Raw genomic sequence first — 25,062 nt, 5'->3', positions numbered from 1 at the left:
CGGGATGGTTAACTGGAAACCATGCTGGTGGGAACGCACGAGGTCGAGGCATTCGAGGCGGCGAGGGCGCGGCTGGAGGCGATCGCGTACCGCCTGCTGGGGTCCGCGAGCGACGCCGAGGACGCGGTGCAGGACACGTTCCTGCGCTGGCAGTCCGCCGATCGGGAGCTGATCGAGACGCCCGAGGCGTGGCTGACGAAGGTGCTCACCAACCTCTGTCTCAACCGGCTCACCTCGGCGCGGGCCAGGCGGGAGACCTATGTGGGCCAATGGCTTCCCGAGCCGGTCTTCGCCGGTGACCGGATGCTCGGCCCGTCCGACACCGTCGAGCAGCGTGAGTCGGTCTCGATCGCGATGCTCACCCTGATGGAACGGCTCTCTGCCAAGGAACGCGTCGTCTACGTGCTGCGCGAGGCGTTCGGTTACTCGCACGGCGAGATCGCCGAGGTGCTCGACCTCACCGAGTCGAACTGTCAGCAGATCTACCGGCGGGCCAAGCAGCATCTGGCAGCCGACCGGCGCCGGGTGGAGGTCGACGCGGCCGCGGCCCGGAAGATCGTCGAGGAGTTCCTCGCCGCGACACTCAGCGGCAAGACCGACTCCCTGGTGCGGATGCTGACCGACGACGCGATCCACGCGGGCGACGCCGGTGGTGTGTTCTTCTCGCTGCCGCGGCCGATCACCGGTGCGCTCCGGGTGGCGAGGTTCCTGCGCGGGCTGTTCCAGCCCAGCGCGGCCAGATGGGAGCTGATCGGCGGCAGGCCCGTCCTGTTCGCCGCGGTCGCCAACGGGATGCCCACGCTGGTGCTGACGGTCGGCGGCCGGGTCGTCATCGTCCTCACCCTCGACGTGACCACCGACGGCATCGCGGCCGTCCACACCCAGGCGAACCCGGCCAAACTCGACCGCGCGGCCCGCCGATGGGCCGCTTCGGACCACGGGGAATCACTCGTCACCAACTGGTGACCTGGATCACAACTCGCATCTGTCAGGTTTCGTGCCGCTGTCCGGTTCAGGAAGCGAACACCGACCAGACAGGAGCGAGACCATGAAGCACCGCATCGTCGTCCTCGGGGCCGGATACGCCGGAGCCAACGCCGCCGGGCGTCTGGCCAAGCGGCTGCACCCCGCCGACACCGAGATCACCCTCGTCAACGCCGACCCCGAATTCGTCGAGCGCGTCCGCATGCACCAGCTCGCGACCGGCCAGGACCTGAAGCCCCGCCCGCTGGCCGAAGTCTTCGCCGGTACGGGTGTGCAGGTGCGGATCGCACGGGTCGCCGCTGTCGACGCCGAGCGCAAGACCGTCGCCCTCGCCGACGGTTCCGGCGAGATCGACTACGACACGCTCGTCTACGCCCTCGGCAGCACTGCCGCCGATCACGGCGTTCCCGGCGTCGCCGAGCACGCGCACCACATCGCCGGCAAGCAGTCCGCCCTGCGGCTGCGCGCGCGGCTGGCCGACCTCACCGCGGGCGGCACCGTGCTCGTCGTCGGTGGCGGTCTCACCGGCATCGAGGCCGCCACCGAGATCGCCGAAGCCCGGCCGGACCTCGAGGTCTCACTCGCCGCCCGAGGCGGCCTCGGCGATTGGCTGAGCGAAAAGGCGCAGGGCCACCTGCGCAAGGCGATCGACCGGCTCGGCATCACCGTGCACGAGCACACCGACATCGCGGGCGTCGAGCCGACCGGCGTGGTCACCGCCGACGGCCGCGCGATCCCGGCCCAGGTGACCGTCTGGACGGCGGGCTTCGCCGTCCACCCCATCGCCGCGGCCACGACCCTGGAGGTTTCCGCTACCGGGCAGATCGTCGTCGACGAGACCATGCGGTCGGTCTCGCACCCCGACGTGTACGCCGTCGGCGACGCCGCGTTCGCACCGGGCGCGAGCGGCGACACCTTGCGGATGTCGTGCGCTTCGGGCGTTCCCTCGGCCCACCTGGCGGCCGACGCCATCGCCGCCCGGCTGACCGGAGGCCCGATTCCCCCGAACAAGATCGGCTACACCGGCCAGTGCGTCAGCCTCGGCCGCCGCGACGCCATCGTGCAGTGGGTGACGCCGGACGACCAGCCCAAACCCTCCGCGCTCACCGGCAAGACGGCGGCCCGCCTGAAGGAGCTGATCTGCAAGTCCGCGGCCTGGAGCATCTCGCACCCGACGTCGATGGCCCCGACCCGTCGCCGCCACGTGATCCCGGCCGAAGAGCCCGTCGCGATCACCGTGTGAGAGTCCGCCGCCGCATCCCTCGATCGAGCAAAGGAAAGACCATCATGATGCTGATCACCGGAGCCAACGGCGTCGTAGGCCGTCAGGTGATGAATCTGCTGCTGCGCGAGGGTGCCGCCGTCGCCGCGGTCACTCGCGGCCCTGGCGGTGCGCCGCTTCCCGGCGACGTGAAAGCCGTCACTGGTGACCTGTTCCGTCCACAGTGGATAGAGGCGGCGCTCGAAGGCGTCGAGGCGATACAGATCAGCCCGCGCGCGACCGGCCCTGGCCTCGGCGAGTTACTGAAGCTGGCCGCGGGACAAGGCGTACAGCGCGTAGTGCTGCTTTCGGCCACCACCGTGGAGTACCCGGCAGGGGAAGCCCGTTTCGCCGCCCAATTCTCCGCCGCCGAGGACCTCGTCACCGGCTCGGGTCTGAAGTGGACGATCCTGCGCCTTGCCGACTTCGCCGCCAACGCGCTGGCTTGGGCGCCACAGCTCAAAGCGGGTGATGTGGTGCGCGGCGCGTACGGCCGAGCCGCCACCTCCCCGATCCACGAAACCGACATCGCCGAGGTCGCCGTACAAGCCCTTCGCGGTGGCATCCCGGCGAATTCCGAGTACACGCTGACCGGTCCACAGTCGCTGGACCAATACGAGAAGGTGCGGATGATCGGCAACGCCGTCGATCGGACGCTGTCCTTCCAGGAACTTCCGCCCGAACAAGTACGGCAGGGCATGCTCGCGCAAGGACTGCCCGAGGAGGTCCCCGCCCGCCTGCTCGGCTCCCTGGCCGACTACAACGAACGCCCCGGCCCCACCACCGGCACCGTGGAAGACCTCCTGGGCCGCCCCGCGCTCACCTTCGCCGAGTGGGCACGCGACAACGCGGACGCCTTCCGCCGCTGACCACGGAGTGCGTCAGGTGGCCGGGCGCCCCGCCCCGGCGTAGTCGTCGCCCTGCTTCCGGTAGGTGTGCACCTGCACCGCCTGTCCGGTCTGCGGGGCGTCGATCATCTGCTGGTTCCCGATGTACAGCCCGACGTGGTGGATCTTCGTGTTCGGCTCGCCGTAGAAGATCAGGTCGCCCAGCTGGGGATCGGTCACCTTGGTCACGCTGTGGTACTGCGTGTGGGCGGTGCGCATGAGCTTGACACCGGCACTGGCGTACGCGGCCGTGGTCAGGCCGGAGCAGTCGAAACCGGGGTCGCCGCCGCCGGTGCCGTTTCCGCCCCAGACGTAGGGCAGGCCGATCTTGTCGATGGCGAAGTTGACCGCGCTGAGCGCCGCGGCGTTCGGCGGCTGCGGGCTCTGGCCGACGGTGCCGTAGACGTTCACCGTCGCGAGCGTGCGGTGCATCAGCAGCGGCGCGGGTTGCAGCGTGCTCACCGCGTTCCACCAGGTCTGGCCCTGGCCGAGGTCGCGACCGCCCGCGCACAGCGCCCGGCCGGCGGTGAGGGTGGCGTCGTCGATGTTCTGCGGATCCGGTTTGCCGCCGCTCGCCGAAGCCTGGAACCGGCTCCAGATCGCGGGCGCCAGCTGCAGCGGCCCGCTCGCGTTCTGGACGGACACGACCTTGTTGTAGAAGTCGCGGACCTCGATCATCCCGAGCGGCACGGTCATCACGCCGTCGGCGTTGATACTCGAACCGGTGGCCCGGCCGTGGTCCGACGCGATCTTCCCGAGCGCCGCCAACGTCACCCACGACAGCCGGCAGCCCGGCGTTTCCTTGCTCAGCGTCACGGTGGTCTTCGCGTAGCCGGTCATCGCGCGCAGCGGGATGTCGAGCCAGCCGCTGGTCTTCGACACCCAGGCGTCGAACTCCTGCCCCATCTGCTGCGGGACCTTCGGCTGTTCCTTCGGCATCTCCGCGGGGGCCGACGACGACGGCGGCGCGGGCGGAACCGAGGACTGGACAGCGGCGGCTTCCGGCTTGGTGTCGTCCTTCGGCGCGAAGGTGATGGCGGCGACCAGTGCGGCGCCCGCGACGACGACCGCGGCGACGATCACCGGAAGTCTGCGGCGGCGCGAGGTTTCGTGTTCCATCAGCGGCCGCCGATGATACGGCCGAGAACGAAGTCACGGAAGGCCTCGACGTCGGTGGTCAGCGCGACGTCGATGACGCGCCCCGGTACGGCTTGCGGATCGGTGCTTCGCAGCCTTCGCCGGTCGACGAGGGTCGCCCCGCGCGCGGGGCCGAAGCCGCAATCGACGTCCACCGGATACGACTCGGTGTCGAGGATCCCCGGCCGGATCGCTTCGGCGACCGCGACCGCGTCGTGCATGACCATCCCCGGGAAACCGAGGATCGGGCTGTAGTGCTCGACGTAGGTGGGGGTGAACGCTTCGAGTGCCGCGCCGAGCGGGCCGGACGCGGCGAGTTTGCCGAGCCAGGTGGTGTCGACCGTGCACTGATGCGTGATGTCCAGCGGGACCAGCACCGTCGGGATGTCCTCGTCGGCCAGTACCCGGCGCGCGGCCTCGGGATCGCTCCAGATGTTGAACTCGGCGGCCGTGGTGGAGTTCCCCTTGGTCACGCCGCCGCCCATGATGACGAGGCGGCCGATCTTCTCGCGCAGTTCCGGATGGGCGGCCAGCAGCAGCGCGATGTTCGTGAGCGGGCCGATCGGGGCGATGGTCACCGGTTCGTCGGCGGCTTCGAGCAGCTCCGCCAGCAGACGGACGGCGCCGCGTCCGTCGAGCGGGCGCGTCGCCTCCGGCAGCAGCCCGGCGTGCCCGGACAGGCCGTCCTGGCCGTGGACGAAGCCGGCGGCTCTGGCGTTGTCGTAGACCAGCGGCCGCGCCGCGCCGGCGGCGACGGGCACGTCGTCACGGCCGAACAGCCGCAGCAGCCGCCGCGCGTTGGCGGTGGTGTGGCTCAGCGGGACGTTGCCGAACACCGTGGTCACGCCCAGCAGGTCGACGTCGTCGGACCGCGCGGCGAGCGCCAGCGCGAAAGCGTCGTCGACCCCGGGGTCGGTGTCGATGATCAGCTTGGTGCCCATACGCGTGCTCCCCTTTGCGGTCAGCGGCCTGATCACAGGTTACGGTCACCGGTATGACGTCCATGTGGGGTGCGCCCGCGTTGTCGAGGCTCCGCGCCTGGGGCCAGGCCCGTCGCGACCCGAGGCAGGCGAAGTTCCTGACCGCGGATTCGCTGCGCTGGGTGCTGCGAAACCGCGCTTACACACCTTGGTACCTGGTCCGGTACTGGCGGCTGCTCAAGTTCCGGATCGCGAATCCGCACATCATCCTGCGTGGCATGGTGTTCCTCGGCAAGGACGTCGAGATCCACTGCCGTCCCGGCTACGGGCGCCTGGAGATCGGCCGCTGGGTGCACATCGGCGACGGCAACGCGATCCGCTGCCACGAAGGTTCGCTGCGCATCGGCGACAAAGCCGTGTTCGGCCGCCAGAACGTGCTCAACGGCTACCTCGACATCGAACTCGGCGCGGCCACGCTCGTCGCGGACTGGGTCTACATCTGCGACTTCGACCACGTCACCACCGACATCACCGTCCCGATCAAGGACCAGGGCATCGTGAAATCGCCGGTGCGGATCGGTCCGGACACCTGGATCGGCACCAAGGTCTCCGTGCTCAAGGGCACCAGGGTCGGCCGCGGCTGTGTCCTCGGCGCGCACGCCGTGGTGCGGGGTGACATCCCGGACTACTCGATCGCCGTCGGCTCACCGGCCCGCGTCGTGCGGAACCGGCAAGACGACTACGCCGCCGACGCCGCGCGTCGCGAAGCCGTCGCGGATATGGCGCGTAAGGCGAACAAGGCGCTTCAGAAGACGCTCGGCGTCGACGGCTAGCCGCGCAGCTGCTCCCGGACCTCCATGAGCGCGAAGCCCAGCAGGTTCTGCCCGCGCCAGTAGTCGGGGCGCGTGGCGTTCTTGTCGTCACGGGCGACGCCGCTGCCCCAGATCAGGTCCATCTTGGACGCCTCGACGATCACCTTGTCGCCCGTGCTCAGCAGGAACTCGCGCAGTTCGGCGTGCTGGCGGAACTTCTCCAGATTGCCGTCGACGACGATGTCGAAGCGGTGCCGCTCCCATTTCTCCGCGTCGAAGTTCGCGACCTCGCGGCCGAGGATCTTGGCGGTCTTGGGGTCCGGCGCCTCCCGGATCGCCCGCGCGGCGTCGTAGTCGCCGAACAATTCGGCCTTGCCCGCCATCATGTAGTGCTCGGCCGTTGGGTAGCGCTCGCCGCCCGCGACGAACGGCGCCACCCACCACTGGCTCAGGCAGGCGGCGTTGACCCGGCCGCTCTTGAGCGGGGTGTGGCCGTAGAAGAGCTGGTACTCGGGCTCCGCGCCACTGTGGACCAGCTCGCGCAACGCATCGAGACTCCGGACTCCGTCGACCTTGCTCACCATGACGACCAGTGGACCACAGACCACCGACAACCCGTGCACTGGACTGGAGACCACTCTCCGTCGTGGCCCGGGGTGGTCAGTACATTCAGCATTCGTGCAAGGGATCGAAACGGTGAGCGCCCGAACGGTCGAAGAGGCCGCGAAACGACTGGCCGGGGTGGTGACCCGCACGCCGCTCGAACCGAACGAGCGGCTCTCGGCGCGGGTCGACGCCCGGGTCTGGCTCAAACGCGAAGATCTCCAGACCGTGCGCTCGTACAAGATCCGCGGCGCGTACAACTTCATCGTCCAGCTCGACGCGGACAAGCGGGAACGCGGCGTCGTCTGCGCGAGCGCGGGGAACCACGCGCAGGGCGTCGCGTACGCGTGCCGCCGTCTCGGCGCGAACGGCCGCGTCTACGTCCCCGGCACGACACCCCGGCAGAAGCGCGAGCGGATCGCGACCTTGGGCGGTTCGCATATCGAGGTCATCGTCGTCGGCGAGACCTACGAAGACGCCTTCACCGCCGCGAAGCAGGACGCCGAGAGCACCGGCGCGACGCTTGTCCCCGCGTTCGACGCGCCGGAGACGGTCGCCGGACAGGGCACGGTCGCGATGGAGGTCGTCGCGCAGCTCGGGTTCATCCCGGACGTGATGGTGGTGCCGGTCGGCGGCGGCGGGCTGCTCGCGGGTATCGCCGCGTGGGCCGCCGAACGCGCGCCGGAGATGCGGATCGTCGGCGTCGAACCGGCGGGCGCGGCCTGTATGGCGGCCGCGCTGGCGGCCGGGGAGCCGGTGCGGCTCGAAGCCGTCGACACGTTCGTCGACGGCGCCGCGGTCGCGTTGGCGGGGTCGGTGACCTATCCGCTGGTCCGCGACGGCGGTGTCGAACTCACCGAGGTCGCCGAGGGCGCGATCTGCACGGAAATGCTCGCGATGTACCAGTCCGACGGCGTGATCGCCGAACCCGCGGGCGCGCTCGCGACCGCCGCGCTCGGCACGACGGTGAAGATCGATCCCGGGCAGATCGTCGTATGCCTCGTGTCCGGTGGGAACAACGATGTCAGCCGCTACGGCGAAGTGCTCGAACGGTCGTTGATCCACGAAGGACTGAAGCACTACTTCCTGGTGGGGTTCCCGCAGGAGCCCGGCGCGCTGCGGCGGTTCCTCGACGAGGTCCTCGGCCCGGACGACGACATCACGCGGTTCGAGTACGTGAAGCGCAACAGCCGCGAGACCGGGCCGGCGCTGATCGGCATCGAACTCGCGCGGCCCGGTGACCTGGAAGGGTTGCTGCACCGGCTGGAGGTGAGCCCGCTGCAGGTGGAGCGGGTGGAACCGGGCAGCCCCCTCTTCCACTTCCTGGTCTAGACGCGGGGCTGGCGGAACGCGGCCAGGTGCGCCCGCGCCCAGTCGGCGAACGGCCGCGCGTCGCGTCCGGTGAGGTCCCGCACGGTGGAAGTCACCTCGGAGTCGTCGAACTCGCCGTCGGCGAAGAAGCGGAAGAACGCGTCGACGTACTTCTCCGGCATTTCCGCGCTCATCGTCTCGCGGGCTTCGGCGTCCGAAAGCGGCGACAGTCGCAGGTCCCGCCCCAGCAGTTCGCCCAGGGCTCGCAGCCGGTCGCCGGGCCGAAGGGCCTCCGGTCCGGTGATCGCGTAAGCCCGCCCTTCGTGTCCCGGCGTGGTCAGGGACTCCGCCGCGACGGCCGCGATGTCGTAGGGATCGATCGTCGCCACCGGCACGTTCGCGAACGGCTCGCGGACGACGTCGCCCTCCTTCAGCTGCGGAATCCACTGCAGCGTGTTCGACATGAACCCGCTCGCCCGCACGAACGTCCAGGCCAGCTCCGACGCGCGTACCGACGCCTCGGCCGCCATGTGCATCCCGGCGACGGCGTTGTCCTCGTGCCCGCCGACGACCGACCGCGACGAGAGCAGCGTGACCTGCTCGACGCCCGCGTCCCGCATCGCCGCGAGCGCGCCCGGCATGTCGTCGTAGCCGCCGAGCAGGAAGACCGCGCGCACACCCTCCAGCGCGGGTTTCAGGCTCGCCGGATCGTTGAGATCGCCCGGCACGCCTTCGACGCCGTCGGGCAGCGGCCGCGGCGTTCGGACCAACGCCCGGACGGGATGTCCGCCGCGGGACAGTATTCCGGTCAGTTCCGAGCCGACGTTCCCGCCTGCTCCGGTCACCAAGATCATTCGGTATCTCCCCAGTGTGGTGGCCGCAGTCACCGGCGGCGGCCGTCGTCGGCAACCCTGCCAGGGAGACCGAGAGGGCTCAAGGCGCTTTGGGCACCGCCGGGTACGGGACGAAGGTGCTGGTGTTCTCGTCCACGGTCAGCTGCTTGCCGATCGTCGGGAACGCGCGCTGCGTGCAGGCCGGGCGTTCGCAGACTTTGCAACCCATGCCGATCGGCGTGGCCGCGGCCCGGTCGTCGAGATCGAGACCGGTCGAATAGATGAGCCGTTTCGCGTGCCGTAATTCGCAACCGAGCCCGACGGTGAACGTCTTCCCGGGACTGCCGTAGCCGCCGATGTTGCGGGACACCGTCCGCGCGACCCAGAAGTAGCTCTTGCCGTCCGGCAGGGTCGCGATCTGGGTGAGGATCTTGCCGGGCTGGGTGAACGCCTCGTAGATGTTCCACAGTGGACAGGCGCCGCCCACGCGGGAGAAGTGGAAACCGGCCGCGGACTGGCGTTTCGACATGTTCCCCGCCCGGTCGACGCGCACGAAGGAGAACGGCACTCCGCGGTTCTTCGGCCGCTGCAAGGTCGAAAGCCGGTGGCAGACGGTCTCGAAGCCGACGCCGAAGTGGTCGCACAGCCGCTCGATGTCGTAGCGGAAGCGCTCCGCCGAAGACAGGAACGGTCCATAGGGGAGGATCAACGCGCCCGCGAAGTAGTTCGCCAGCCCGACCCTCGCCAGCGAACGCGCCGCCGGGCCGGAGAACGCCCACGAGTCGGCGAGTTCGGTGATCAGGTCGTCGTATTCGAGCAGCGCGATCTGCGAGGCCATCCGGAACGCCTGCTGCCCGACGCGCAGGCTCGGCGCCAGCCGCAGCACCCTCGGCCCCGGTTCGTACCGGTGCTGCTCGCCGTTGGACTCGTCGATGCCCTCGTTCGTGACGTCGACGCCGTAGCGCTGGGTCAGCGTTTCCTTCAGCGCCGCGAGCACCTGACCGCGTTGCAACGGGATGTCGTGCGCCATCCGTTCGGCGCGTTCGTCCAGCTCGGCGACGTAGTTCTCCCGTTCGTAGAAGAAGTCACGGACCTCTTCGTGCGGCAGGGCGGTGGCGGCGCTGCCGTGCAGGCCGAGGCCGTTTTCCGTGGTCAGCGCGGCGGTGTTCTCGACGGCGTTGCGATAACTGCGGTGCAGTTTGACCAGGGCCTGTGCGATCGTCGGCAGGTTCGTGGCGAGGTCGTTCAGCTCACTGGTGGTGACGTCCACGCCGAGGACCTCGTCGAGCAGCGCCTCCTTCACGTCCGCGACCAGCCGCGCGGTGTCGTTGTTCGCGAAGAACTCGGTGTCCACTCCGAACGCTTGCGTGATGCGAAGCAGCACCGGGACGGTCAACGGGCGTGAGTTGTGCTCGATCTGATTGAGGTAACTGGGTGAGATCTCCAGCACACGAGCCAGATCGGCCTGGCTCATCGACCGGCTTTCGCGCAGATGCCGAAGCTTCGCTCCGGCGAAGGTTTTGTCCACGCAGGCCTCTCTGTCCGCAAGGTTTCCGGGCCTGAACGATTCAGTGAACGGTTAAGCCCGTGGTTTTTCGTCCAGCTTGCGAACCTGTAATTCGCAACCTTTGCAGAATGCTACGGAAGCTTCGCAGAAATTGGCAAATTGGAGGCCTGGATCGGGTTTCCCCTGTCGTGTCAGGGTCTGGTCAGGCAAGGCGATCACTCGCAAACTTCGCAATACCGGGAGAATCCGATGACTGAGCACGCGCAGCAGCTGGAGCAGGCGGCCGCCGAACTGACCAAGCAGTGGGAGAGCGACCCCCGCTGGGCGGGCGTGCAGCGGTCGTACTCCGCGGCTGACGTGGTCAAGCTGCGCGGCAGCGTGGTCGAAGAGCACACGCTGGCCCGTCGCGGCGCCGAGAAGCTGTGGGACCTCCTGCACAACGAGGACTACATCCACGCGCTGGGCGCACTGACCGGTAACCAGGCCGTGCAGCAGGTCCGCGCCGGCCTCAAGGCCATCTACCTGTCCGGCTGGCAGGTCGCCGCCGACGCCAACCTGTCCGGCCAGACCTACCCGGACCAGAGCCTCTACCCGGCCAACTCGGTGCCCGCCGTCGTCCGCCGCATCAACAACGCACTGGGCCGCGCCGACCAGATCAACTGGGCCGAGGGCAACAACGACATCGACTGGTACGCCCCGATCGTCGCCGACGCCGAGGCGGGCTTCGGTGGCCCGCTCAACGCGTTCGAGCTGATGAAGGGCATGATCGCCGCCGGTGCCGCGGGTGTGCACTGGGAAGACCAGCTCGCGTCCGAGAAGAAGTGCGGCCACCTCGGCGGCAAGGTGCTCATCCCGACCAAGCAGCACGAGCGCACGCTGAACGCCGCCCGCCTCGCCGCGGACGTGCTGAACGTGCCGTCGCTGATCATCGCCCGCACCGACGCCCAGGCCGCGACCCTGCTGACCAGCGACGTCGACGAGCGCGACCAGAAGTACACCACCGGTGAGCGCACCGCGGAGGGCTTCTACACCGTCACCAACGGCATCGACCCCTGCATCGACCGCGGCCTGGCCTACGCCCAGTACGCCGACCTGCTGTGGATGGAGACCTCCAAGCCGGACCTCGAGGTCGCCCGCCAGTTCGCCGAGGCCATCAAGGCGAAGTACCCGGACCAGATGCTGGCCTACAACTGCTCGCCGTCGTTCAACTGGAAGAAGCACCTGGACGACGCGACGATCGCGAAGTTCCAGCGCGAGCTCGGCCACATGGGCTACAAGTTCCAGTTCATCACCCTGGCCGGTTTCCACGCGCTGAACTACTCGATGTTCGACCTGGCGCACGGTTACGCCCGCGAAGGCATGACCGCCTACGTCGACCTGCAGGAGCGCGAGTTCGCTTCGGAGGACCGCGGCTACACCGCCACGAAGCACCAGCGCGAGGTCGGCACCGGCTGGTTCGACAACGTCGCGACCGCGCTGAACCCGGCCAGCTCGACGACCGCGCTCGCCGGTTCCACCGAGGCCGAGCAGTTCTGATCCCTCGCAAGTAGGTGCCAGGTGGCGGTCTCCCGACCCCCAGCGGGAGACCGCCACCGCCCCTCTCCCCGCCAACACTCGCGAAGCCCAGCGGAGGCACACCATGGTTGAGAAGCTGAACTACCGGATCGACGTCTGCGGACCCACCGGTGACCGGTTCGACGAGATCCTCACCCCGGCCGCACTGGACTTCGTGGCCAAACTCGACAACGCGTTCGCCGGCCGTCGCCGCGAGCTGCTCGACGCCCGCCGCACGCGCCGCGAGGAGCTGCAATCCGGTGAGAAGCCGCTGGGCTTCCTGCCCGAGACGCGCTCGATCCGCGAAGACGAAAGCTGGTCGGTCGCCCCGGCCGCGCCCGGTCTCGAAGACCGCCGCGTCGAGATCACCGGTCCGACCGACCGCAAGATGACGGTCAACGCGCTCAACTCCGGCGCGAAGGTCTGGCTCGCCGACTTCGAGGACGCGACCTCGCCGACCTGGCACAACGTGATCGACGGGCAGCTCAACCTGTTCGACGCGATCCGCCGCAACATCGACTTCACCACCGCTGTGTCCAATGCCGCCTCCGCGGGAGGGAGTACGTCGGCGGGCGGCAAGCGCTACACGATCGGCGACGAACCCGCGACGATCGTCGCCCGCCCCCGCGGCTGGCACCTGGTGGAGAAGCACATCCGCATCGACGGCCGCCCGGTTTCGGCGAGCCTGGTCGACTTCGGCCTGTACTTCTTCCACAACGCGCGTCAGCTGCTGGCCCGCGGCAGCGGCCCCTACTTCTACCTGCCGAAGCTCGAGAACCACCTCGAAGCGCGGCTGTGGAACGACGTCTTCCTGCTGGCGCAACGGGAACTCGGCATCCCGCGCGGCACCGTCCGTGCCACCGTGCTGATCGAGACGATCACCGCCGCGTTCGAGATGGAGGAGATCCTCTACGAACTGCGCGAGCACGTCTCCGGGCTGAACGCCGGCCGCTGGGACTACATCTTCAGCGTCATCAAGAACTTCTCCTCGCACGGCGCGGACTTCGTGCTCCCGGACCGCGCGCAGGTGACGATGACCGTCCCGTTCATGCGGGCCTACACCGAACTGCTGGTGCGCACCTGCCACAAGCGTGGGGCGCACGCGATCGGCGGCATGGCCGCGTTCATCCCGAGCAAGGACCCGGAGATCAACGCGACCGCGCTGGAGAAGGTCCGCCAGGACAAGGAACGCGAGGCGAACGACGGCTTCGACGGTTCGTGGGTCGCCCACCCCGGTCTGGTCCCGGTGTGCCGCGAGGTCTTCGACGGCGTGCTCGGCGGCTGGCCCAACCAGCTCGGCAAACTCCGTGAGGACGTCGTCGTCACCGCCGAGGACCTGCTCGACGTCGCCAGCGCCGGCGGCGAGGTCACCGAGGCGGGTGTCCGCGCCAACATCAACGTCGCGCTGCGCTACATCGACGCCTGGCTGCGCGGCACCGGCGCGGCGGCGATCCACAACCTGATGGAGGACGCCGCCACCGCCGAGATCGCCCGCTGCCAGATCTGGCAGTGGATCCGCAACGGCACGAAGCTCGAAGACGGCACCGCGCTCACCCACGAACTCGCCGTGTCCTATTTGGACGAAGAGCTGGCGTCGGTTCGCGCCGAACTGGGCGAGGGCAACCGGCTCGGCGACGCCTACGAGATCTTCACCGAGACCGCGCTGGGCGAGAAGCTGCCGAGCTTCCTCACCACCGGCGCGTACGCGCGGTACCTGACCACGCACTGACAAGAGGCTCCGGCCGCCCCTACCTGACGCGGGGCGGCCGGGTTCCACACCGGTTTGGGACGGTGTGGCCCATCGGGTCCGGCGGCGGAGGCTCCCCGCCGCCGGACCCGCTTCACGCGCGCGCTCCTCCGGTGGCGCCTGTCGAGCGCGCGCTGTCCGCGGAGGCCCCGCCACACCACACCACCGTGGGCGGGGTCTTCGCGGCTTTTCGGCTTCGGTGCGGGTGGTCGTGAGTGCGGTGCCACGTCACCCAGGCACCACCCCGCCCGAACGCGCCACGTTTGCCTTACCCCTCAATGGGGACATCCCCTCGGCGCATCGCCAGAAGGCTTTCGTGGCAAAGGTGCCTACATGCGCTACGCGTCTTTAAGTTTGGTGCTCCGCGCAGTTTCTTGGCCGCAGTTCGCTCCCTTGTAGTCTGAATATGCGATAGCACAGGTGTTCGAGCGCGGGTATCGTTGAGGTCGTGGCCAGCGAAAACAGTCCTCAGGCGGTGCGCTCCGAGTGGTGGCGTGCCGATACTGCGACGCTGCATGCCCGTAAGCAGGAAATCGAGGTTCTGAAGCGGCAGTTGGAGGCGGAGCAGTACGCGATCCTGGCGGAAATCAATTCCCGCGGTGTCCGTGGATGCTCGGGTCATTCGACGCTGGCGGCGTTGATCTTCGAAGACTTCCAGGTGACCGACAAGGAAGCCGGAGTCCGCGCGGACCGGGTTCTGGCCCTGCATCCGGGGCCATCTATCGGTGGAGATCCCCAGCCGCCGTTGGCTCCGTTGACGGCCGAAGCCGCCGCGGAGGGTGCGATCGGCGGCAGCCAGATCGACGCGATCATCCGCACCCTGTCGCGCATCCCCTCCACCGTCCCGGAAGAGGACGTGCGAGGCGGGGAGAAGATCCTCGTCGATCTGGCGCGCCGGGCGGGGCCTCGGCAGATCGCCCGAGCCGGGCGGAGGCTCTTGGACAAGCTGGATCCCGACGGGAAAGAGCCGCGGAGTGAGGACCCGAAAGACACCCGGCCGGAGTTACGGTTCGTCAAACACCGTGACGGCACTCTCGGGCTGAAGGCCAGGCTGGATCTCGAAACGTATGCGCGGTTGAAGTCCGACCTCGACCCGATGGCCAAACCCCACAAAGCCATCGACGGAGTCCGCGACTCCCGCACTCACGACGAACGCTACGGCGACGCCTTCACCGACTACGTGCGACTGAAAACCACCAGCCGGAATCTCCCCGGCCAAGCCGGAGAAGCCACCCACATCCTCGTCACCATGTCGTATGAGGACCTGATCAACGACCTCGGTGAAGCGCACCTGGATCTGGTCGGGCCCATCAGCGCCACCGACGCCCGCATCCTCGCCTGCGACGCCCGCGTCCGCCCCGGTGTTTTGGGCACCGCGGGCGAACCCTTGGACATCGGCCGATCCAAACGCACCGTCTCCCTCGCCCAGAAGTACGCACTCACCATCCGCGACGGAGGCTGCGCCTTCCCCGGCTGCGACATGCCCGTACCCCGCTGCACCGCACACCACATCGTCTTCTGGCGACACCACGGCGAAACCAAAATCGACAATCTCGTGCTCCTCTGCACCAAGCATCACCGGTTGATCCACCACAGCGAATGGAAAGTCGTCATCGCTCAGGACGGACTGCCAGAGTTCACTCCGCCCGCCTACCTCGACCCCACCGGGGAACCGAGACGCAACACCATGCACCTCAGGACATAGACCACCGGGCAGGGGCAGACCATGCGTGATGCGTCCGCGGATCGTGAGGGCGATTCGGGTCAGAACTTGAGATGGGCGCTGGCGCGCCCGCTCATGGGTTGATGTGAATCGCCGCGCCAAACCGGCACCCTGAAGTCCCACCAAGAACATCGACCCCACACGCAACGATCCCCGCGGCCGACCCAGCCGACGGGTTCCTTCGCCGCATCTGTCGCACTGGTTCGGGACACGCGAGCCCACCGGCAACGATTCGCGTACCAACCCGAATCGCCGCTCACGACCACCCGACATACCGGTCACGGACCGCGAATAGGTAGGGGTACCTAGCGATACCCCCGTTGTTTCCTTCGCGCGGCGCGCGGATGCTCTGCCCCGGGTGAATTTCCGCCCGAATTCCCGAGGAGCCACCATGAAGAAGCAGTTGAGAAGCGTCTTGGCCGCAGCCTTCGTCGTCCTCGCCGTCGTCCTCGCCGTCGTCCTCGCCGTCGTCCTCGCCGCACCGGCGTTATCCGTCTCGACGGCGGTCTCGGTGCAGCCGGACTGCGTCCGGCCCTGCCACTTCTGATCTTCGCCACCTAGAGCAGACACGGGGGTCGTGCCCCTCGCGACCCGCGACGCTCGTGGAGGGGGATCCGGGAACCCCGACGCCCGGCTCTCCCTCCACCCTCAACGCATTTAGAGGACTAAACGCGACCCCGCCGCCGCATTTAGTCCTCTAAATGCGGCCCTCCAAATGCGCGGGGAGAGACTCACGGTTCGAAGGCGTTGCCCGTCGCGATCTTCGGGCGGCCCAGCTCCACCGGTTCCCCGACGCGAGCCCGCCGGTAGACGGCGACGGTCGCCTCCGCGATCCGGCCCCAGTCGAAGTCCGCGGCCAGCCGCGACTGCGCGGTCAGCGCCCGCCGCGCCGCGGCGACCTCGTCGTTCAGCACCGCCTCGACCGCGTCCCCGAGGGCCTCGACGTCGCCGGGGCTGAACGCCAGTCCGGTCTCGCCGTCGACGACGACCTCGCCGAGCCCGCCCGCGGTGGACGCAACGAGCGGCGCCTTCGCGGCGGCGGCTTCCAGTGCGACGATCCCGAACGGTTCGTACCGGCTGGGCAGCACGACGGCGTCGGCCGCGGCCAGTACGGCACGCAGTTCGCGGTCGGACAGATGCCCGACGAAGTCCACCGCGCGGCGGATACGCAGCTTCCGCGCCTGGTCGACGAGTTCCTCCAGATGCCTGCCCTTGCCTGCGACGACCAGCCGCGTACCCGGTTTGGCTCGGCGGATCCGGGGGAGCGCGGCGAGCAGATCCTGCACGCCCTTCTCCCATTCCAACCGTCCGAAGTAGAGCAGCAGCGGCGCGCCGGACGGGCTGTAGACCTCGCGCGCGTGCGCGACCTCTTCCGCGGGCACCTGCCAGCTGCGTTCCTCGATGCCGTTGTGGATCACGGTGACCGCGTCGCCGTCGACCTCGAACAGATGCGCCACCTCGCGGCGCATCGCCTGCGAACAGGTGATCAGCGCGTCCGAGCGGTTCGCGAGCCACCATTCGACCGAGTGAACCTGCTGGTTCAGCGGATGCGAGAGCCAGCCGGAGTGCCGTCCGGCCTCGGTGGCGTGGATCGTACCGACCAGCGGGACCCGCGCGGCCTCGGCGATCGCGATCGCGGGGTGGGTGACCAGCCAGTCGTGCGCGTGCACGACGTCCGGCTGCCAGGTGCGCAGCAGGTCGTTCGCGGCGCGGATCATCGCGTGCCCCATGCCCAGTGTCCACGCGACGAGGTCGCGTTCGAAGGTCACGTGCAGCGGATCCTCGGCGACCCGGATGATCCGGACACCGTCGACCACGCGATCGGTCCGCGGATGGGTCTCGGCGTCGGTGCCCGCCGTGTGACGGCACAGGACGACCACGTCGTGGCCCTGCCGGGAGAGATGCCTGGCCAGGGCATGGACGTGCCGTGCGAGTCCTCCGACGACCACGGGTGGGTACTCCCACGACAACATCAGCACGCGCATGGGTGGAGGTTACTCGTGAGTCGGTCGACACCGGGACGGGGCGATCACCCCCGCAGGTGAAGCCGGTGGCGGGCGACCGGCCGGTCACCCGGGCTGAGCCTCCACCGGGCCACCTGAGTCCCGGACGCGGACCGGCACCCCGAGCAGCTGCGAAGGCAGCCGCCCGTGGTCGTGGCCGGGGGTCATCCACACGTCGATCGTGGGTGACCCCTCGGCCTCGCCCTGTCCGACCCCTACCACCCCGGGGACGTCGTCGAGCCACCGCGACGCCGCGATGAGCGCGGCGTCGACGGTGTCGCTATCGGACTGGTCGGCCACTACGGATGCACCCTGATCCCGAGCGCGGCCTCGACCAGCGTGATCCGGTTGAGCACGGTGACCACCGGCGAACCCGCGAACAGCAGGCCGACGGCGTTCTCGCTCAGGTCCGCCACGATGCTGCCCGAGTCGCCGCCGGCCGACATGTCGGTGGTCAGCAGCTGCTGACCGAACCGGGCCACCCGGCCGCCGCCGTAGTTGACGTCCACGGTGGCGTTGATGTTCGTGATCCGCCCGGTCGTCCAGTTCGTCGTCCGGCCGGTCTTCTGCACGATCGTGCCGACGGCGGGCGCGACGTTGGTGCCCTTGAGGTCGCCGACCCAGAAGATCCGCCGGTCGATGTCGTGGAACTGGGCTTCCGCGATGGCGGCGTCGACGAAGTTCAGCGGGACCGGCTGTCCGGATTGGATGAACTTGATCGGCACGAACCGGCTCAGCCTGGCGATGACGTCGGTGGGAACGACCCCGCCGTCGAACGGGCCGGGCTGCAGGATCGGGTCGCCGATGGCGGCGGCGTTGGAGTTCGCCAGTACGTGGTTGTTGCTCAGGATGTAGTACCTGGCCGGTTTGCCGGGCAGTGCCGTCGCGTCGTAGACGGCGGTGCCGTACGTGCCGGCGGTGATCTTGAAGTGACCGACGCTCAGCCCGCCGAACGCCGGACGGAACCGCTTGGCCAGCGTGAACGGGCCGACCTGCTCACGGGCCAGTTCATCGGGCCGGGTCAGGGTCGGAGCCTGCGGCTCGTCCATCATCGTGGCGCTGCCGTTCACCTTCGGCGCGACGATGCTCCGGCCGGCCTGCAGCACCCCGACCTCCTGGACGTCGGTGGACACCCCGGCCAGCGTCGCGGGGACGAGGTCGTCCTCGCGGAGCATTTCGTGCGGCATCTTCGTGTCGACCAGGACGGTGATCGCCTTCTCGCCGGTGTCCCGCCCGCCCGACCATTTGGTGCCGAGCGCGACACCCACGACGTTCTGCCTGGCGAACAGCGCGTCCTCCTCGGCCGCCTGTACGCTCGCGAGTGAGAGGAATTCATCCGGGATCATATTGTTTTCGATCATGTCGACCACACTTTTCCGCGATTTCGGATGGCTGGCAGGGAGTCCCGGGAAGCGAGTCTTCTCCTGCGTCCGCGGGGACGCCATAGCGCAATCGGGTAGACCGGTTCACCGCCGGACATCGTAATTTCCCTTGCGGCGCAAGGGTTTGTGATCTACCGCCCGGCCATCGCGGCAGCGGGTGAAGCATTGCAGGGACTTTGGTCCCTTCTTTTACGGAAAAAGAAACGGGCGGTTCACCGGATTGTTCCGGCGAGCCGCCCGCTGTCGGGAAATCTCGATTCAGGCGCCGACCGTCGCCTCGATCGCCTTGGTGATCTCGTCGTCTTCGGGTTCGGTACGCGGGCGGAACCGGCCGACCACTTCGCCGGACGGCGCGACGAGGAACTTCTCGAAGTTCCACTGCACGTCGCCCGCGGCGCCGTCCGCGTCGGCCGCCTTGGTCAGTTCGGTGTAGAGCGGGTGACGGCCTTCCCCGTTGACGTCCAGCTTTTCGAACAGCGGGAACGAAACCCCGTACGTCGTCGAGCAGAAGGTCTGGATCTCCTCGGCGGTACCCGGCTCCTGGCCCGCGAACTGGTTGCACGGGAACCCGACGACGGAGAACCCCTTGTCCGCGTAGCGTTCCTGCAGCTTCTCCAGGCCGGTGTACTGCGGCGTCAGCCCGCACTTCGAAGCGACGTTCACCACCAGGAGGGTCTTGCCGCCGAGCGCGCCGAGCGTGGTGTCCTCGCCCGCGAGCGTCTTCAGCGGAATGTCGTGGATGCCCATGGTTCCCCTTTCGTCATTTCCTCAGCAGGTCCCGCGCGTCGACGTGGCCGAACGGCCCGTCGTCACGCCGGTACGCCGCCGCGGTCTGCCTGGCTCGCTCGTGTGAGCCCTCGTGGACCAATCCGGCGAGTGTGTCGAACCGATCGGTGTGCACCTTCGCCCGCCGCCGCGCGTAGTCGGCGGCGGAATCCTTGGTGACCATGAACGCCCAGTCACTCGAAAGTGCCAGCATCGCTTCGGAGACGGCCTGATCGCGGACCGAGTCACGGGTCGTGGTGTCCATCCCGGCGACGAGGTCGAGCATCCGGTGCTGCAACGCGGTGTTGTCCCGCACCATGTCCGCGACCTGCTCGCCGTCCCAGACCCGCCAGTCCTTGCCCGAACCCCACGACGACGCCGGCAGGTCGACCTTCCCGCCGAGATGGCCGGCTTCGAGCGCGCCCTTGAGTGTCGTGACGCGGACACCGGCCTCGGGCAGCGCGCGCAGGACGCCTTCGAGCCACGCTGGTCCCTCGTGCCACCAGTGCCCGAACAATTCCGTGTCGTAAGCGGCTACGACGAGCGATTCGCGGCCGTGTTCGGCCTTCAGCGAGCGCAACCGGGCGACGACGGTGTCGACGAAATCCTGGACGTGGCCGCCGAGCGTGCCCGCCGCCATCGCCGGGTCGTACGGCGCCTTGTCCGGCGGCTCGATGGTCTTGCCGGTCACCCGGGACGGTTTGAGGCCGACTTCGTGCGCCCACGTGTGGAAATCGCGGTAGGCGGCGTGGCCGGGGTAGCCGGCTTTCGGCGACCAAACACGATAGGTGACTTCGAGATCGCGGCCGAAGCAGACGACGTCGGAGTCACCGACGGTCCGCGCCGCCGAGGTGTCGCCGTGCAGGGACGGGCCGTCGACCATGAAACGCTGGACACCGGCCGCGGCGTACGCGGTTTCCATGCCGGGCGCGTAACCGCATTCAGGTGCCCAAATGCCTTCGGGACGCTGTCCGATCCGCAGTGCGGTGTCGGCAAGACCGCCGCGCAGCATGAAGTCGCGGACCGCCGGATCGAGCAGCGGCTGGAACGGATGCGCCAGCGGTCCGCCGAGCAGCTCGATCGTTCCCGAGTCCACAAAGGACCGGAGGATCGGGGAGAAGCCGTGGCGCCAGCGGGTTTCGAGCTCTTCCGACGCTTTGGTCGCGGTCCGGTACTCGCTCGCGGCCAGTTCGCGCAGCAAGGGGTCTCCGCGCCAGAGCGTGGACGCGTGCCAGGCGCGCAGCTGCCAATGTCCGAGCCAGTCGTGGAAGGCGTCGATGCAGTAGGGGTCGTCGAGCTGCGCGGCGAGGATCGGCGTCATGCCGAGGGTGAGAACGTCTTCGCGACCCTCGTCGGCGAAGCGGCGCAGGAGGTCGACCATCGGCAGATAGGAATGGGCCCAGGCCTGGTAAAGCCATTCTTCGCCGACCGGCCAGGAGCCGTGGTGCGGCAGCCACGGCAGATGGCTGTGCACGACGAGGCAGAAAGTGCCCTCGTACTCGCTCATGCGCGCACCGCCACGGCGACGAGGTCGAGGCTGGCGTCGAGGTCTTCGCCGTGGATGGCGAAATCCGCCGCCTGGATACCTTCGACGTCGGCGAGCAGTCCGGGTGGCCAGGTCGCTTGGCCGGGAAGCTGTCCCATGACGACGTCGAGCTGGGCGTCGATGATGGAGCCGCCGTACTTGTCGTCGAGTTTCCGCACGCCCTCACCGTGGTGGAGGCCGTGCAGCGTCTCGACCGCGAAACCGGCCTCGCGGAGCAGTTCGTCCAGTTCGGACGGTGCGAGTTCCCTGGTGTGGAACGGGTTGAGCGGGGTGTCGCTGTCCGGGGTGAAGGTCAGCCGGTTGGGGGTGGTGACGATCAGCCGTCCGCCGGGGGAGAGCACGCGGCGGCATTCGGCGAGGAAGGCGCCCTGGTCCCAGAGGTGCTCGATCACCTGGAAGTTGGCGACGACGTCGACCGAGGCGTCCCGCAGCGGCAGGAACACCAGATTCGCCCTGGCCACTCCGATGCCGGGGTAGCGCCGGGCGACGTGCTCGGTGGTGGGGACGTCGTAGTCGAGCGCGAGCACCCGTTCGGCGACGGTGGCGATGAGCCCGGCGCCGTAGCCCTCGCCGCAGCCCGCCTCCAGGACGGTTTTGCCCGCGCACAGGGGCAGGAGCTGCTGATACGCGGCCTCGTGACGGCGGTACCAGTAATTCTCCGCGGCGATGCCGGGCACGGTGCGTTCACCCGTGAGGTGCAGCGCTTCGGCCCTGGTGGCTGGGGTGGTCACGTCGCGACCCTACCGGTGGGTCACTTCGGCTCGTGTGTCACGTTTCGCGGCGCTGTCCAGTCCAGAAGGTATGCAACGGACAATCACCCGCGTACTGCTCGTCGTCTTCGGCCTGATCGAACTGCCGGTCGGACTCTGGCCGCTGGTCAGCCCCAGCGGCTTCTACCAGGACTTCCCCGGATTCCGCACCGGCTGGGTGGCGATGGACGGCCCCTTCAACGAGCACCTGCTCCGCGATTTCGGCGGCCTCAACCTGGCCCTCGCCGCCATCCTGATCGGCGCCGCCGTGATCGGGACGACCGCGGTGGCCAGGCTCGCGGCGCTCGCCACCTTCTGCTTCGGACTGCCGCACTTCCTCTACCACCTGGGCCACGTCTCGCATTTCGAGCCGGTGGACCAGGTGCTCATCATCGTGACGACCGCGCTGGGCGCGGTGCTGCCGGTGGTGCTGGCGCTGATCCCGGGCAGGCGGGTTACACCGGCGACACCGTGATGCCGATGGCGCCAGGGCCGAGGTGGGCGCCGAGGATCATGCTCGCCTCGACCAGGGTGCTGTCGACGATATGCGGCACGCGTGCGCGCAGCCGTCCGCCGATCTCGAGGTCGCGTTCGTCCGGGCCGAACCGGGTGATCGCGATCTCGACCTCCTGATCACCCGCGCATTCCACCGCGAGGTCGACGAGCTTGTTGAGCGCCCGCCGCTGACCGGGCACCCGCGTCAGCGGCGCGACCTCGCCGTTCTTCAGCGTCAGCAGGGGTTTGATCGAGAACGCGGAGCCGAGGAACGCCTGCGCGGCGCCGATCCGGCCACCGCGACGCAGGAATTCCAGCGTGTCGACGTAGAGGATCTCCCGGCTGCCGCGGAACCGGCGTTCGGCCGCGTCGATGACCCGCGTGGCCTGTCCGCCCGCGGCGGCGACCTTGGCGGCCGAGGTCGCCGCGAAACCGAGGCTCATCCCGGTGGTCCCGCTGTCGAGGACGTGGACCGGGACGCTCACCTGCTTGGCGGCCTCGCGGGCGGCGTTCACCGTCTCCGACATCCGGCCCGAGATGTGGACGCTGACGATCGCCGAGGCGCCTTTGCTCGCGGCGTCTTGGAACGCCCAGAAGAACGCGGCGACCTCGGGCGGCGCCGTCCTCACCGGCGTACCGGCGCGCAGTTCGCGGATGATGTCTTCGCGGTCGCAGCGGTTCTCTTCTTCGAACTGGTCTCCGACCTGCAATTGGACCTGGACGACCCGGATACCCCAGCGTTCGGCGACCGAGGTGGGAAGGCAGGCGGTCGAGTCCGTGATCACGGCGACGGGGCCGGGAAAGGAACGCATGGTGCGGCAGATTAACCCGTCGCTCTACGGGGAGTACTCCCGAGTACGTCCGTTCGGGTTAGTCGCGCGGTTACACTCACTTCCGGGTGAAAAACCTGGACGATGGTCTCAATAAAACGTGCATCCAGGTGAATGAGGTCACCTCGGCGGGCCGCGGCGCCGAAATGGCCCTAATCTACCGGCCAGTAGAGCTGTTGCCCCGTGGCCGACGCCGGCCACTAACGGGAGGTCGAAGTAGACCCATGACGAATATCGTTGTCCTGGTCAAGCAGGTACCGGACACCTACTCGGAGCGGAAGCTCTCCGGTGCCGACAACACTCTTGACCGCGAATCCGCCGACGCCGTGCTCGACGAGATCAACGAGAAGGCCGTCGAAGAAGCCCTGAAGATCAAGGAAGCCGGCGAAGGAGAGGTCACCGTCGTCTCGGTGGGTCCCGACCGCGCGACCGACGCGATCCGCAAGGCGCTGTCCATGGGTGCCGACAAGGCCATCCACGTCTCGGACGAGGCTCTCCACGGCTCCGACGCGATCGCCACCGCCAAGGTGCTGGCCGCCGCGATCGGCAAGGTCGAAGGCTACGACCTGGTCATCACCGGTAACGAGGCCTCCGACGGCCGCGGTGGCGCCGTGCCGGCGATCATCGCCGAGCTGCTCGGCCTGCCGCAGCTGACCCACGTGAACGAGCTGACCGTCGACGGCACCTCGATCAAGGCCGACCGCTACACCGAGGACGGTGTCACGCACCTCGAGGCGAGCCTGCCCGCGATCGTCAGCGTCGGCGAGAAGATCAACGAGCCGCGCTACCCCTCCTTCAAGGGGATCATGGCCGCGAAGAAGAAGCCGGTCGAGACGCTGACCGTCGCGGACCTCGGCCTGGACGCCGGCGAGGTCGGCCTGGGCAACGCCTGGTCGTCCGTGCTCGAAGCCTCCCCGAAGCCGCCGCGCACCGCCGGTGAGCGCGTCGAGGACGAGGGTGACGGCGGCAGCAAGGTGGCCGCCTACCTGGTCGCGCAGAAGCTCATCTGAGACAGGTTCGAGGAGGAATAGGGAAATGGCTGAAGTACTCGTCCTCGTCGACCACGTCGACGGTGAAGTCAAGAAGGTCACGCTCGAGCTGCTGACCGCCGCTCGCGAGCTGGGTGAGCCGTCCGCGGTCGTCGTCGGCCCGACCGGCACCGCCGCCAAGGCGAAGGAAGCCCTCGCCGCGCACGGCGCCGCCAAGGTGTACGTCGCCGAGGGTGACAACGCCACCGGCTTCCTGGTCACCCCGAAGGTGGACGTCCTCACCGCGCTCGCGGAGCGGACCTCCCCGGCGGCCGTGCTCGTCGCGGCCAGCGCCGAGGGCAAGGAGGTGTCCGCCCGGGTCGCGGTCCGCCTCGGCTCCGGTCTGCTGTACGACGCCGTCGGCGTGAACAGCGACGGCAGCGTGGACCAGTCCATCTTCGGTGGCGCGTTCTCCGTGAAGTCCAAGGCCACCAAGGGTGCCCCGGTCATCTCGATCCGCCCCGGCGCGGTCGAGGCGTCCCCGGCCGACGGTGCCGCCGCCGAGGAGACCGTCGAGGTCCCCGCCGGTGACCCGGCGAAGTCCGCCAAGATCACCGGCGTCGAGCCGATCGTCGGTGGCGACCGGCCGGAGCTGACCGAGGCCTCGGTCGTCGTCTCCGGTGGGCGCGGTGTCGGCTCGGCCGACAAGTTCGACGTCGTCGAGGCGCTCGCCGACTCGCTCGGCGCGGCCGTCGGTGCTTCCCGCGCCGCCGTCGACTCGGGCTACTACCCGGCGCAGTTCCAGGTCGGCCAGACCGGTAAAACGGTTTCGCCGCAGCTGTACATCGCGCTGGGCATCTCCGGTGCGATCCAGCACCGGGCGGGTATGCAGACCTCGAAGACCATCATCGCGGTCAACAAGGACGCCGAGGCGCCGATCTTCGAGATCGCCGACTTCGGTGTGGTCGGCGACCTGTTCAACGTCGCGCCGCAGCTGACCGAAGAGGTCCAGAAGCGCAAGGGCTGAGTCCTTCGTTCGAAGCGG

24 protein-coding genes are annotated in these 25,062 nt (G+C 68.7%); 12 read left to right on the top strand and 12 right to left on the bottom strand.

Annotated elements, in window-relative coordinates; all coding sequences use genetic code 11:
- Positions 1-21: 21 nt before the first annotated feature.
- The 3 genes from sigJ (at position 22) to ACZ7KI_RS30885 (ending at position 3,114) form a co-directional block, all read left to right on the top strand.
- Positions 22-966, top strand: coding sequence for an RNA polymerase sigma factor SigJ (gene sigJ, locus ACZ7KI_RS30895; protein ID WP_470276569.1), 945 nt, complete (start codon positions 22-24; stop codon positions 964-966).
- 82 nt (positions 967-1,048) lie between these two features.
- Complete coding sequence (locus ACZ7KI_RS30890) at positions 1,049-2,227, top strand: NAD(P)/FAD-dependent oxidoreductase (protein ID WP_470276568.1); 1,179 nt, start codon at positions 1,049-1,051, stop codon at positions 2,225-2,227.
- Between the two features lie 44 nt (positions 2,228-2,271).
- The gene (locus tag ACZ7KI_RS30885; protein WP_470276567.1) at positions 2,272-3,114 is read left to right on the top strand and encodes an NAD(P)H-binding protein; all 843 of its coding nucleotides are present in this window, start codon (positions 2,272-2,274) and stop codon (positions 3,112-3,114) included.
- A 12-nt stretch (positions 3,115-3,126) separates the two neighbouring features.
- On the opposite strand, the gene ACZ7KI_RS30880 is transcribed toward ACZ7KI_RS30885, so the two are convergent.
- Positions 3,127-4,251, bottom strand: coding sequence for a C40 family peptidase (locus tag ACZ7KI_RS30880; RefSeq protein ID WP_470276566.1), 1,125 nt, complete (start codon positions 4,249-4,251; stop codon positions 3,127-3,129).
- Positions 4,251-5,210: a nucleoside hydrolase gene (locus tag ACZ7KI_RS30875; RefSeq protein WP_470276565.1), complete on the bottom strand. Its 960-nt coding sequence runs from the start codon at positions 5,208-5,210 to the stop codon at positions 4,251-4,253. Before ACZ7KI_RS30875 ends, ACZ7KI_RS30880 begins: the two co-directional genes overlap by 1 nt.
- 53 nt (positions 5,211-5,263) lie before the next feature.
- Between ACZ7KI_RS30875 and ACZ7KI_RS30870 the strand changes: the two genes are divergently transcribed.
- Complete coding sequence (locus tag ACZ7KI_RS30870) at positions 5,264-6,022, top strand: acyltransferase (protein WP_470276564.1); 759 nt, start codon at positions 5,264-5,266, stop codon at positions 6,020-6,022.
- On the opposite strand, the gene ACZ7KI_RS30865 is transcribed toward ACZ7KI_RS30870, so the two are convergent.
- A complete protein-coding gene (locus ACZ7KI_RS30865) occupies positions 6,019-6,585 on the bottom strand; it encodes an NADAR family protein (RefSeq protein ID WP_470276563.1) in 567 nt (188 codons plus the stop codon). The genes ACZ7KI_RS30870 and ACZ7KI_RS30865 overlap by 4 nt on opposite strands.
- A gap of 94 nt (positions 6,586-6,679) precedes the next feature.
- On the opposite strand from ACZ7KI_RS30865, the gene ilvA reads away from it, so the two are divergent.
- The gene (gene ilvA / locus ACZ7KI_RS30860) at positions 6,680-7,936 is read left to right on the top strand and encodes a threonine ammonia-lyase IlvA (protein WP_470276562.1); all 1,257 of its coding nucleotides are present in this window, start codon (positions 6,680-6,682) and stop codon (positions 7,934-7,936) included.
- On the opposite strand, the gene ACZ7KI_RS30855 is transcribed toward ilvA, so the two are convergent.
- Together ACZ7KI_RS30855 and ACZ7KI_RS30850 are read right to left on the bottom strand one after the other, a co-directional pair.
- Positions 7,933-8,769, bottom strand: coding sequence for an NAD(P)H-binding protein (locus ACZ7KI_RS30855; protein WP_470276561.1), 837 nt, complete (start codon positions 8,767-8,769; stop codon positions 7,933-7,935). The two genes, ilvA and ACZ7KI_RS30855, sit on opposite strands and share 4 nt — an antisense overlap.
- 79 nt (positions 8,770-8,848) lie before the next feature.
- A complete protein-coding gene (locus tag ACZ7KI_RS30850; protein WP_465501379.1) occupies positions 8,849-10,276 on the bottom strand; it encodes a short-chain fatty acyl-CoA regulator family protein in 1,428 nt (475 codons plus the stop codon).
- Between the two features lie 228 nt (positions 10,277-10,504).
- Here ACZ7KI_RS30850 and aceA point away from each other — a divergent pair, with 228 nt between their 5' ends.
- From aceA to ACZ7KI_RS30830, 4 genes are all read left to right on the top strand, one after another.
- Entirely contained in the window at positions 10,505-11,791 is a 1,287-nt protein-coding gene (gene aceA, locus ACZ7KI_RS30845) for an isocitrate lyase (RefSeq protein ID WP_470276560.1), read from the top strand.
- A 103-nt stretch (positions 11,792-11,894) separates the two neighbouring features.
- Complete coding sequence (aceB, locus tag ACZ7KI_RS30840) at positions 11,895-13,538, top strand: malate synthase A (protein WP_470276559.1); 1,644 nt, start codon at positions 11,895-11,897, stop codon at positions 13,536-13,538.
- 466 nt (positions 13,539-14,004) lie between these two features.
- Positions 14,005-15,261 carry an HNH endonuclease signature motif containing protein gene (locus tag ACZ7KI_RS30835; protein ID WP_470276558.1) on the top strand — a complete coding sequence of 419 codons (1,257 nt, stop codon included), beginning with the start codon at positions 14,005-14,007 and terminating at the stop codon, positions 15,259-15,261.
- Between the two features lie 409 nt (positions 15,262-15,670).
- Positions 15,671-15,826 carry a hypothetical protein gene (locus ACZ7KI_RS30830; RefSeq protein WP_470276557.1) on the top strand — a complete coding sequence of 52 codons (156 nt, stop codon included), beginning with the start codon at positions 15,671-15,673 and terminating at the stop codon, positions 15,824-15,826.
- A gap of 184 nt (positions 15,827-16,010) precedes the next feature.
- On the opposite strand, the gene ACZ7KI_RS30825 is transcribed toward ACZ7KI_RS30830, so the two are convergent.
- The 6 genes from ACZ7KI_RS30825 to ACZ7KI_RS30800 form a co-directional block, all read right to left on the bottom strand.
- Complete coding sequence (locus tag ACZ7KI_RS30825; RefSeq protein WP_470276556.1) at positions 16,011-17,264, bottom strand: glycosyltransferase family 4 protein; 1,254 nt, start codon at positions 17,262-17,264, stop codon at positions 16,011-16,013.
- Positions 17,265-17,348: 84 nt separating this feature from the next.
- Complete coding sequence (locus tag ACZ7KI_RS30820) at positions 17,349-17,582, bottom strand: hypothetical protein (protein ID WP_470276555.1); 234 nt, start codon at positions 17,580-17,582, stop codon at positions 17,349-17,351.
- Entirely contained in the window at positions 17,582-18,643 is a 1,062-nt protein-coding gene (locus ACZ7KI_RS30815) for a chymotrypsin family serine protease (RefSeq protein WP_470276554.1), read from the bottom strand. Before ACZ7KI_RS30815 ends, ACZ7KI_RS30820 begins: the two co-directional genes overlap by 1 nt.
- A gap of 279 nt (positions 18,644-18,922) precedes the next feature.
- Positions 18,923-19,411: a glutathione peroxidase gene (locus ACZ7KI_RS30810; RefSeq protein ID WP_470276553.1), complete on the bottom strand. Its 489-nt coding sequence runs from the start codon at positions 19,409-19,411 to the stop codon at positions 18,923-18,925.
- A 13-nt stretch (positions 19,412-19,424) separates the two neighbouring features.
- Positions 19,425-20,936, bottom strand: coding sequence for a 1,4-alpha-glucan branching protein domain-containing protein (locus tag ACZ7KI_RS30805; RefSeq protein ID WP_470276552.1), 1,512 nt, complete (start codon positions 20,934-20,936; stop codon positions 19,425-19,427).
- Positions 20,933-21,706 (bottom strand): class I SAM-dependent methyltransferase, encoded by a 774-nt coding sequence (locus tag ACZ7KI_RS30800; protein WP_470276551.1) that lies wholly within the window; start codon positions 21,704-21,706, stop codon positions 20,933-20,935. The genes ACZ7KI_RS30805 and ACZ7KI_RS30800 overlap by 4 nt, the downstream gene beginning before the upstream one ends.
- A gap of 70 nt (positions 21,707-21,776) precedes the next feature.
- Between ACZ7KI_RS30800 and ACZ7KI_RS30795 the strand changes: the two genes are divergently transcribed.
- Positions 21,777-22,199 carry a hypothetical protein gene (locus ACZ7KI_RS30795; RefSeq protein WP_470276550.1) on the top strand — a complete coding sequence of 141 codons (423 nt, stop codon included), beginning with the start codon at positions 21,777-21,779 and terminating at the stop codon, positions 22,197-22,199.
- Here ACZ7KI_RS30795 and ACZ7KI_RS30790 read toward each other — a convergent pair.
- Positions 22,180-23,031: a DegV family protein gene (locus ACZ7KI_RS30790; protein ID WP_470276549.1), complete on the bottom strand. Its 852-nt coding sequence runs from the start codon at positions 23,029-23,031 to the stop codon at positions 22,180-22,182. The genes ACZ7KI_RS30795 and ACZ7KI_RS30790 overlap by 20 nt on opposite strands.
- Positions 23,032-23,273: 242 nt before the next feature.
- Here ACZ7KI_RS30790 and ACZ7KI_RS30785 point away from each other — a divergent pair, with 242 nt between their 5' ends.
- Together ACZ7KI_RS30785 and ACZ7KI_RS30780 are read left to right on the top strand one after the other, a co-directional pair.
- Positions 23,274-24,059: an electron transfer flavoprotein subunit beta/FixA family protein gene (locus ACZ7KI_RS30785; protein ID WP_061982078.1), complete on the top strand. Its 786-nt coding sequence runs from the start codon at positions 23,274-23,276 to the stop codon at positions 24,057-24,059.
- A gap of 25 nt (positions 24,060-24,084) precedes the next feature.
- On the top strand, positions 24,085-25,044 hold the full coding sequence (locus ACZ7KI_RS30780; protein ID WP_061982077.1) for an electron transfer flavoprotein subunit alpha/FixB family protein: 960 nt from the start codon (positions 24,085-24,087) through the stop codon (positions 25,042-25,044).
- Positions 25,045-25,062 lie beyond the last annotated feature (18 nt).

It is taken from the genome of Amycolatopsis sp. NPDC039088 (assembly GCF_055598845.1).
The sequence above is the reverse complement of the archived record's forward strand: the minus strand, read 5'-3'. Positions and strand labels throughout refer to the sequence as shown.

Coding starts and splice junctions, on each gene's coding strand:
- sigJ (WP_470276569.1), top strand. CDS start 22: ATGCTGGTGGGAACGCACGAGGTCGAGGCATTCGAGGCGGCGAGGGCG.
- ACZ7KI_RS30890 (WP_470276568.1), top strand. CDS start 1,049: ATGAAGCACCGCATCGTCGTCCTCGGGGCCGGATACGCCGGAGCCAAC.
- ACZ7KI_RS30885 (WP_470276567.1), top strand. CDS start 2,272: ATGATGCTGATCACCGGAGCCAACGGCGTCGTAGGCCGTCAGGTGATG.
- ACZ7KI_RS30880 (WP_470276566.1), bottom strand. CDS start 4,251: ATGGAACACGAAACCTCGCGCCGCCGCAGACTTCCGGTGATCGTCGCC.
- ACZ7KI_RS30875 (WP_470276565.1), bottom strand. CDS start 5,210: ATGGGCACCAAGCTGATCATCGACACCGACCCCGGGGTCGACGACGCT.
- ACZ7KI_RS30870 (WP_470276564.1), top strand. CDS start 5,264: ATGACGTCCATGTGGGGTGCGCCCGCGTTGTCGAGGCTCCGCGCCTGG.
- ACZ7KI_RS30865 (WP_470276563.1), bottom strand. CDS start 6,585: ATGGTGAGCAAGGTCGACGGAGTCCGGAGTCTCGATGCGTTGCGCGAG.
- ACZ7KI_RS30855 (WP_470276561.1), bottom strand. CDS start 8,769: ATGATCTTGGTGACCGGAGCAGGCGGGAACGTCGGCTCGGAACTGACC.
- aceA (WP_470276560.1), top strand. CDS start 10,505: ATGACTGAGCACGCGCAGCAGCTGGAGCAGGCGGCCGCCGAACTGACC.
- aceB (WP_470276559.1), top strand. CDS start 11,895: ATGGTTGAGAAGCTGAACTACCGGATCGACGTCTGCGGACCCACCGGT.
- ACZ7KI_RS30830 (WP_470276557.1), top strand. CDS start 15,671: ATGAAGAAGCAGTTGAGAAGCGTCTTGGCCGCAGCCTTCGTCGTCCTC.
- ACZ7KI_RS30825 (WP_470276556.1), bottom strand. CDS start 17,264: ATGCGCGTGCTGATGTTGTCGTGGGAGTACCCACCCGTGGTCGTCGGA.
- ACZ7KI_RS30815 (WP_470276554.1), bottom strand. CDS start 18,643: ATGATCGAAAACAATATGATCCCGGATGAATTCCTCTCACTCGCGAGC.
- ACZ7KI_RS30810 (WP_470276553.1), bottom strand. CDS start 19,411: ATGGGCATCCACGACATTCCGCTGAAGACGCTCGCGGGCGAGGACACC.
- ACZ7KI_RS30805 (WP_470276552.1), bottom strand. CDS start 20,936: ATGAGCGAGTACGAGGGCACTTTCTGCCTCGTCGTGCACAGCCATCTG.
- ACZ7KI_RS30795 (WP_470276550.1), top strand. CDS start 21,777: ATGCAACGGACAATCACCCGCGTACTGCTCGTCGTCTTCGGCCTGATC.
- ACZ7KI_RS30790 (WP_470276549.1), bottom strand. CDS start 23,031: ATGCGTTCCTTTCCCGGCCCCGTCGCCGTGATCACGGACTCGACCGCC.
- ACZ7KI_RS30785 (WP_061982078.1), top strand. CDS start 23,274: ATGACGAATATCGTTGTCCTGGTCAAGCAGGTACCGGACACCTACTCG.
- ACZ7KI_RS30780 (WP_061982077.1), top strand. CDS start 24,085: ATGGCTGAAGTACTCGTCCTCGTCGACCACGTCGACGGTGAAGTCAAG.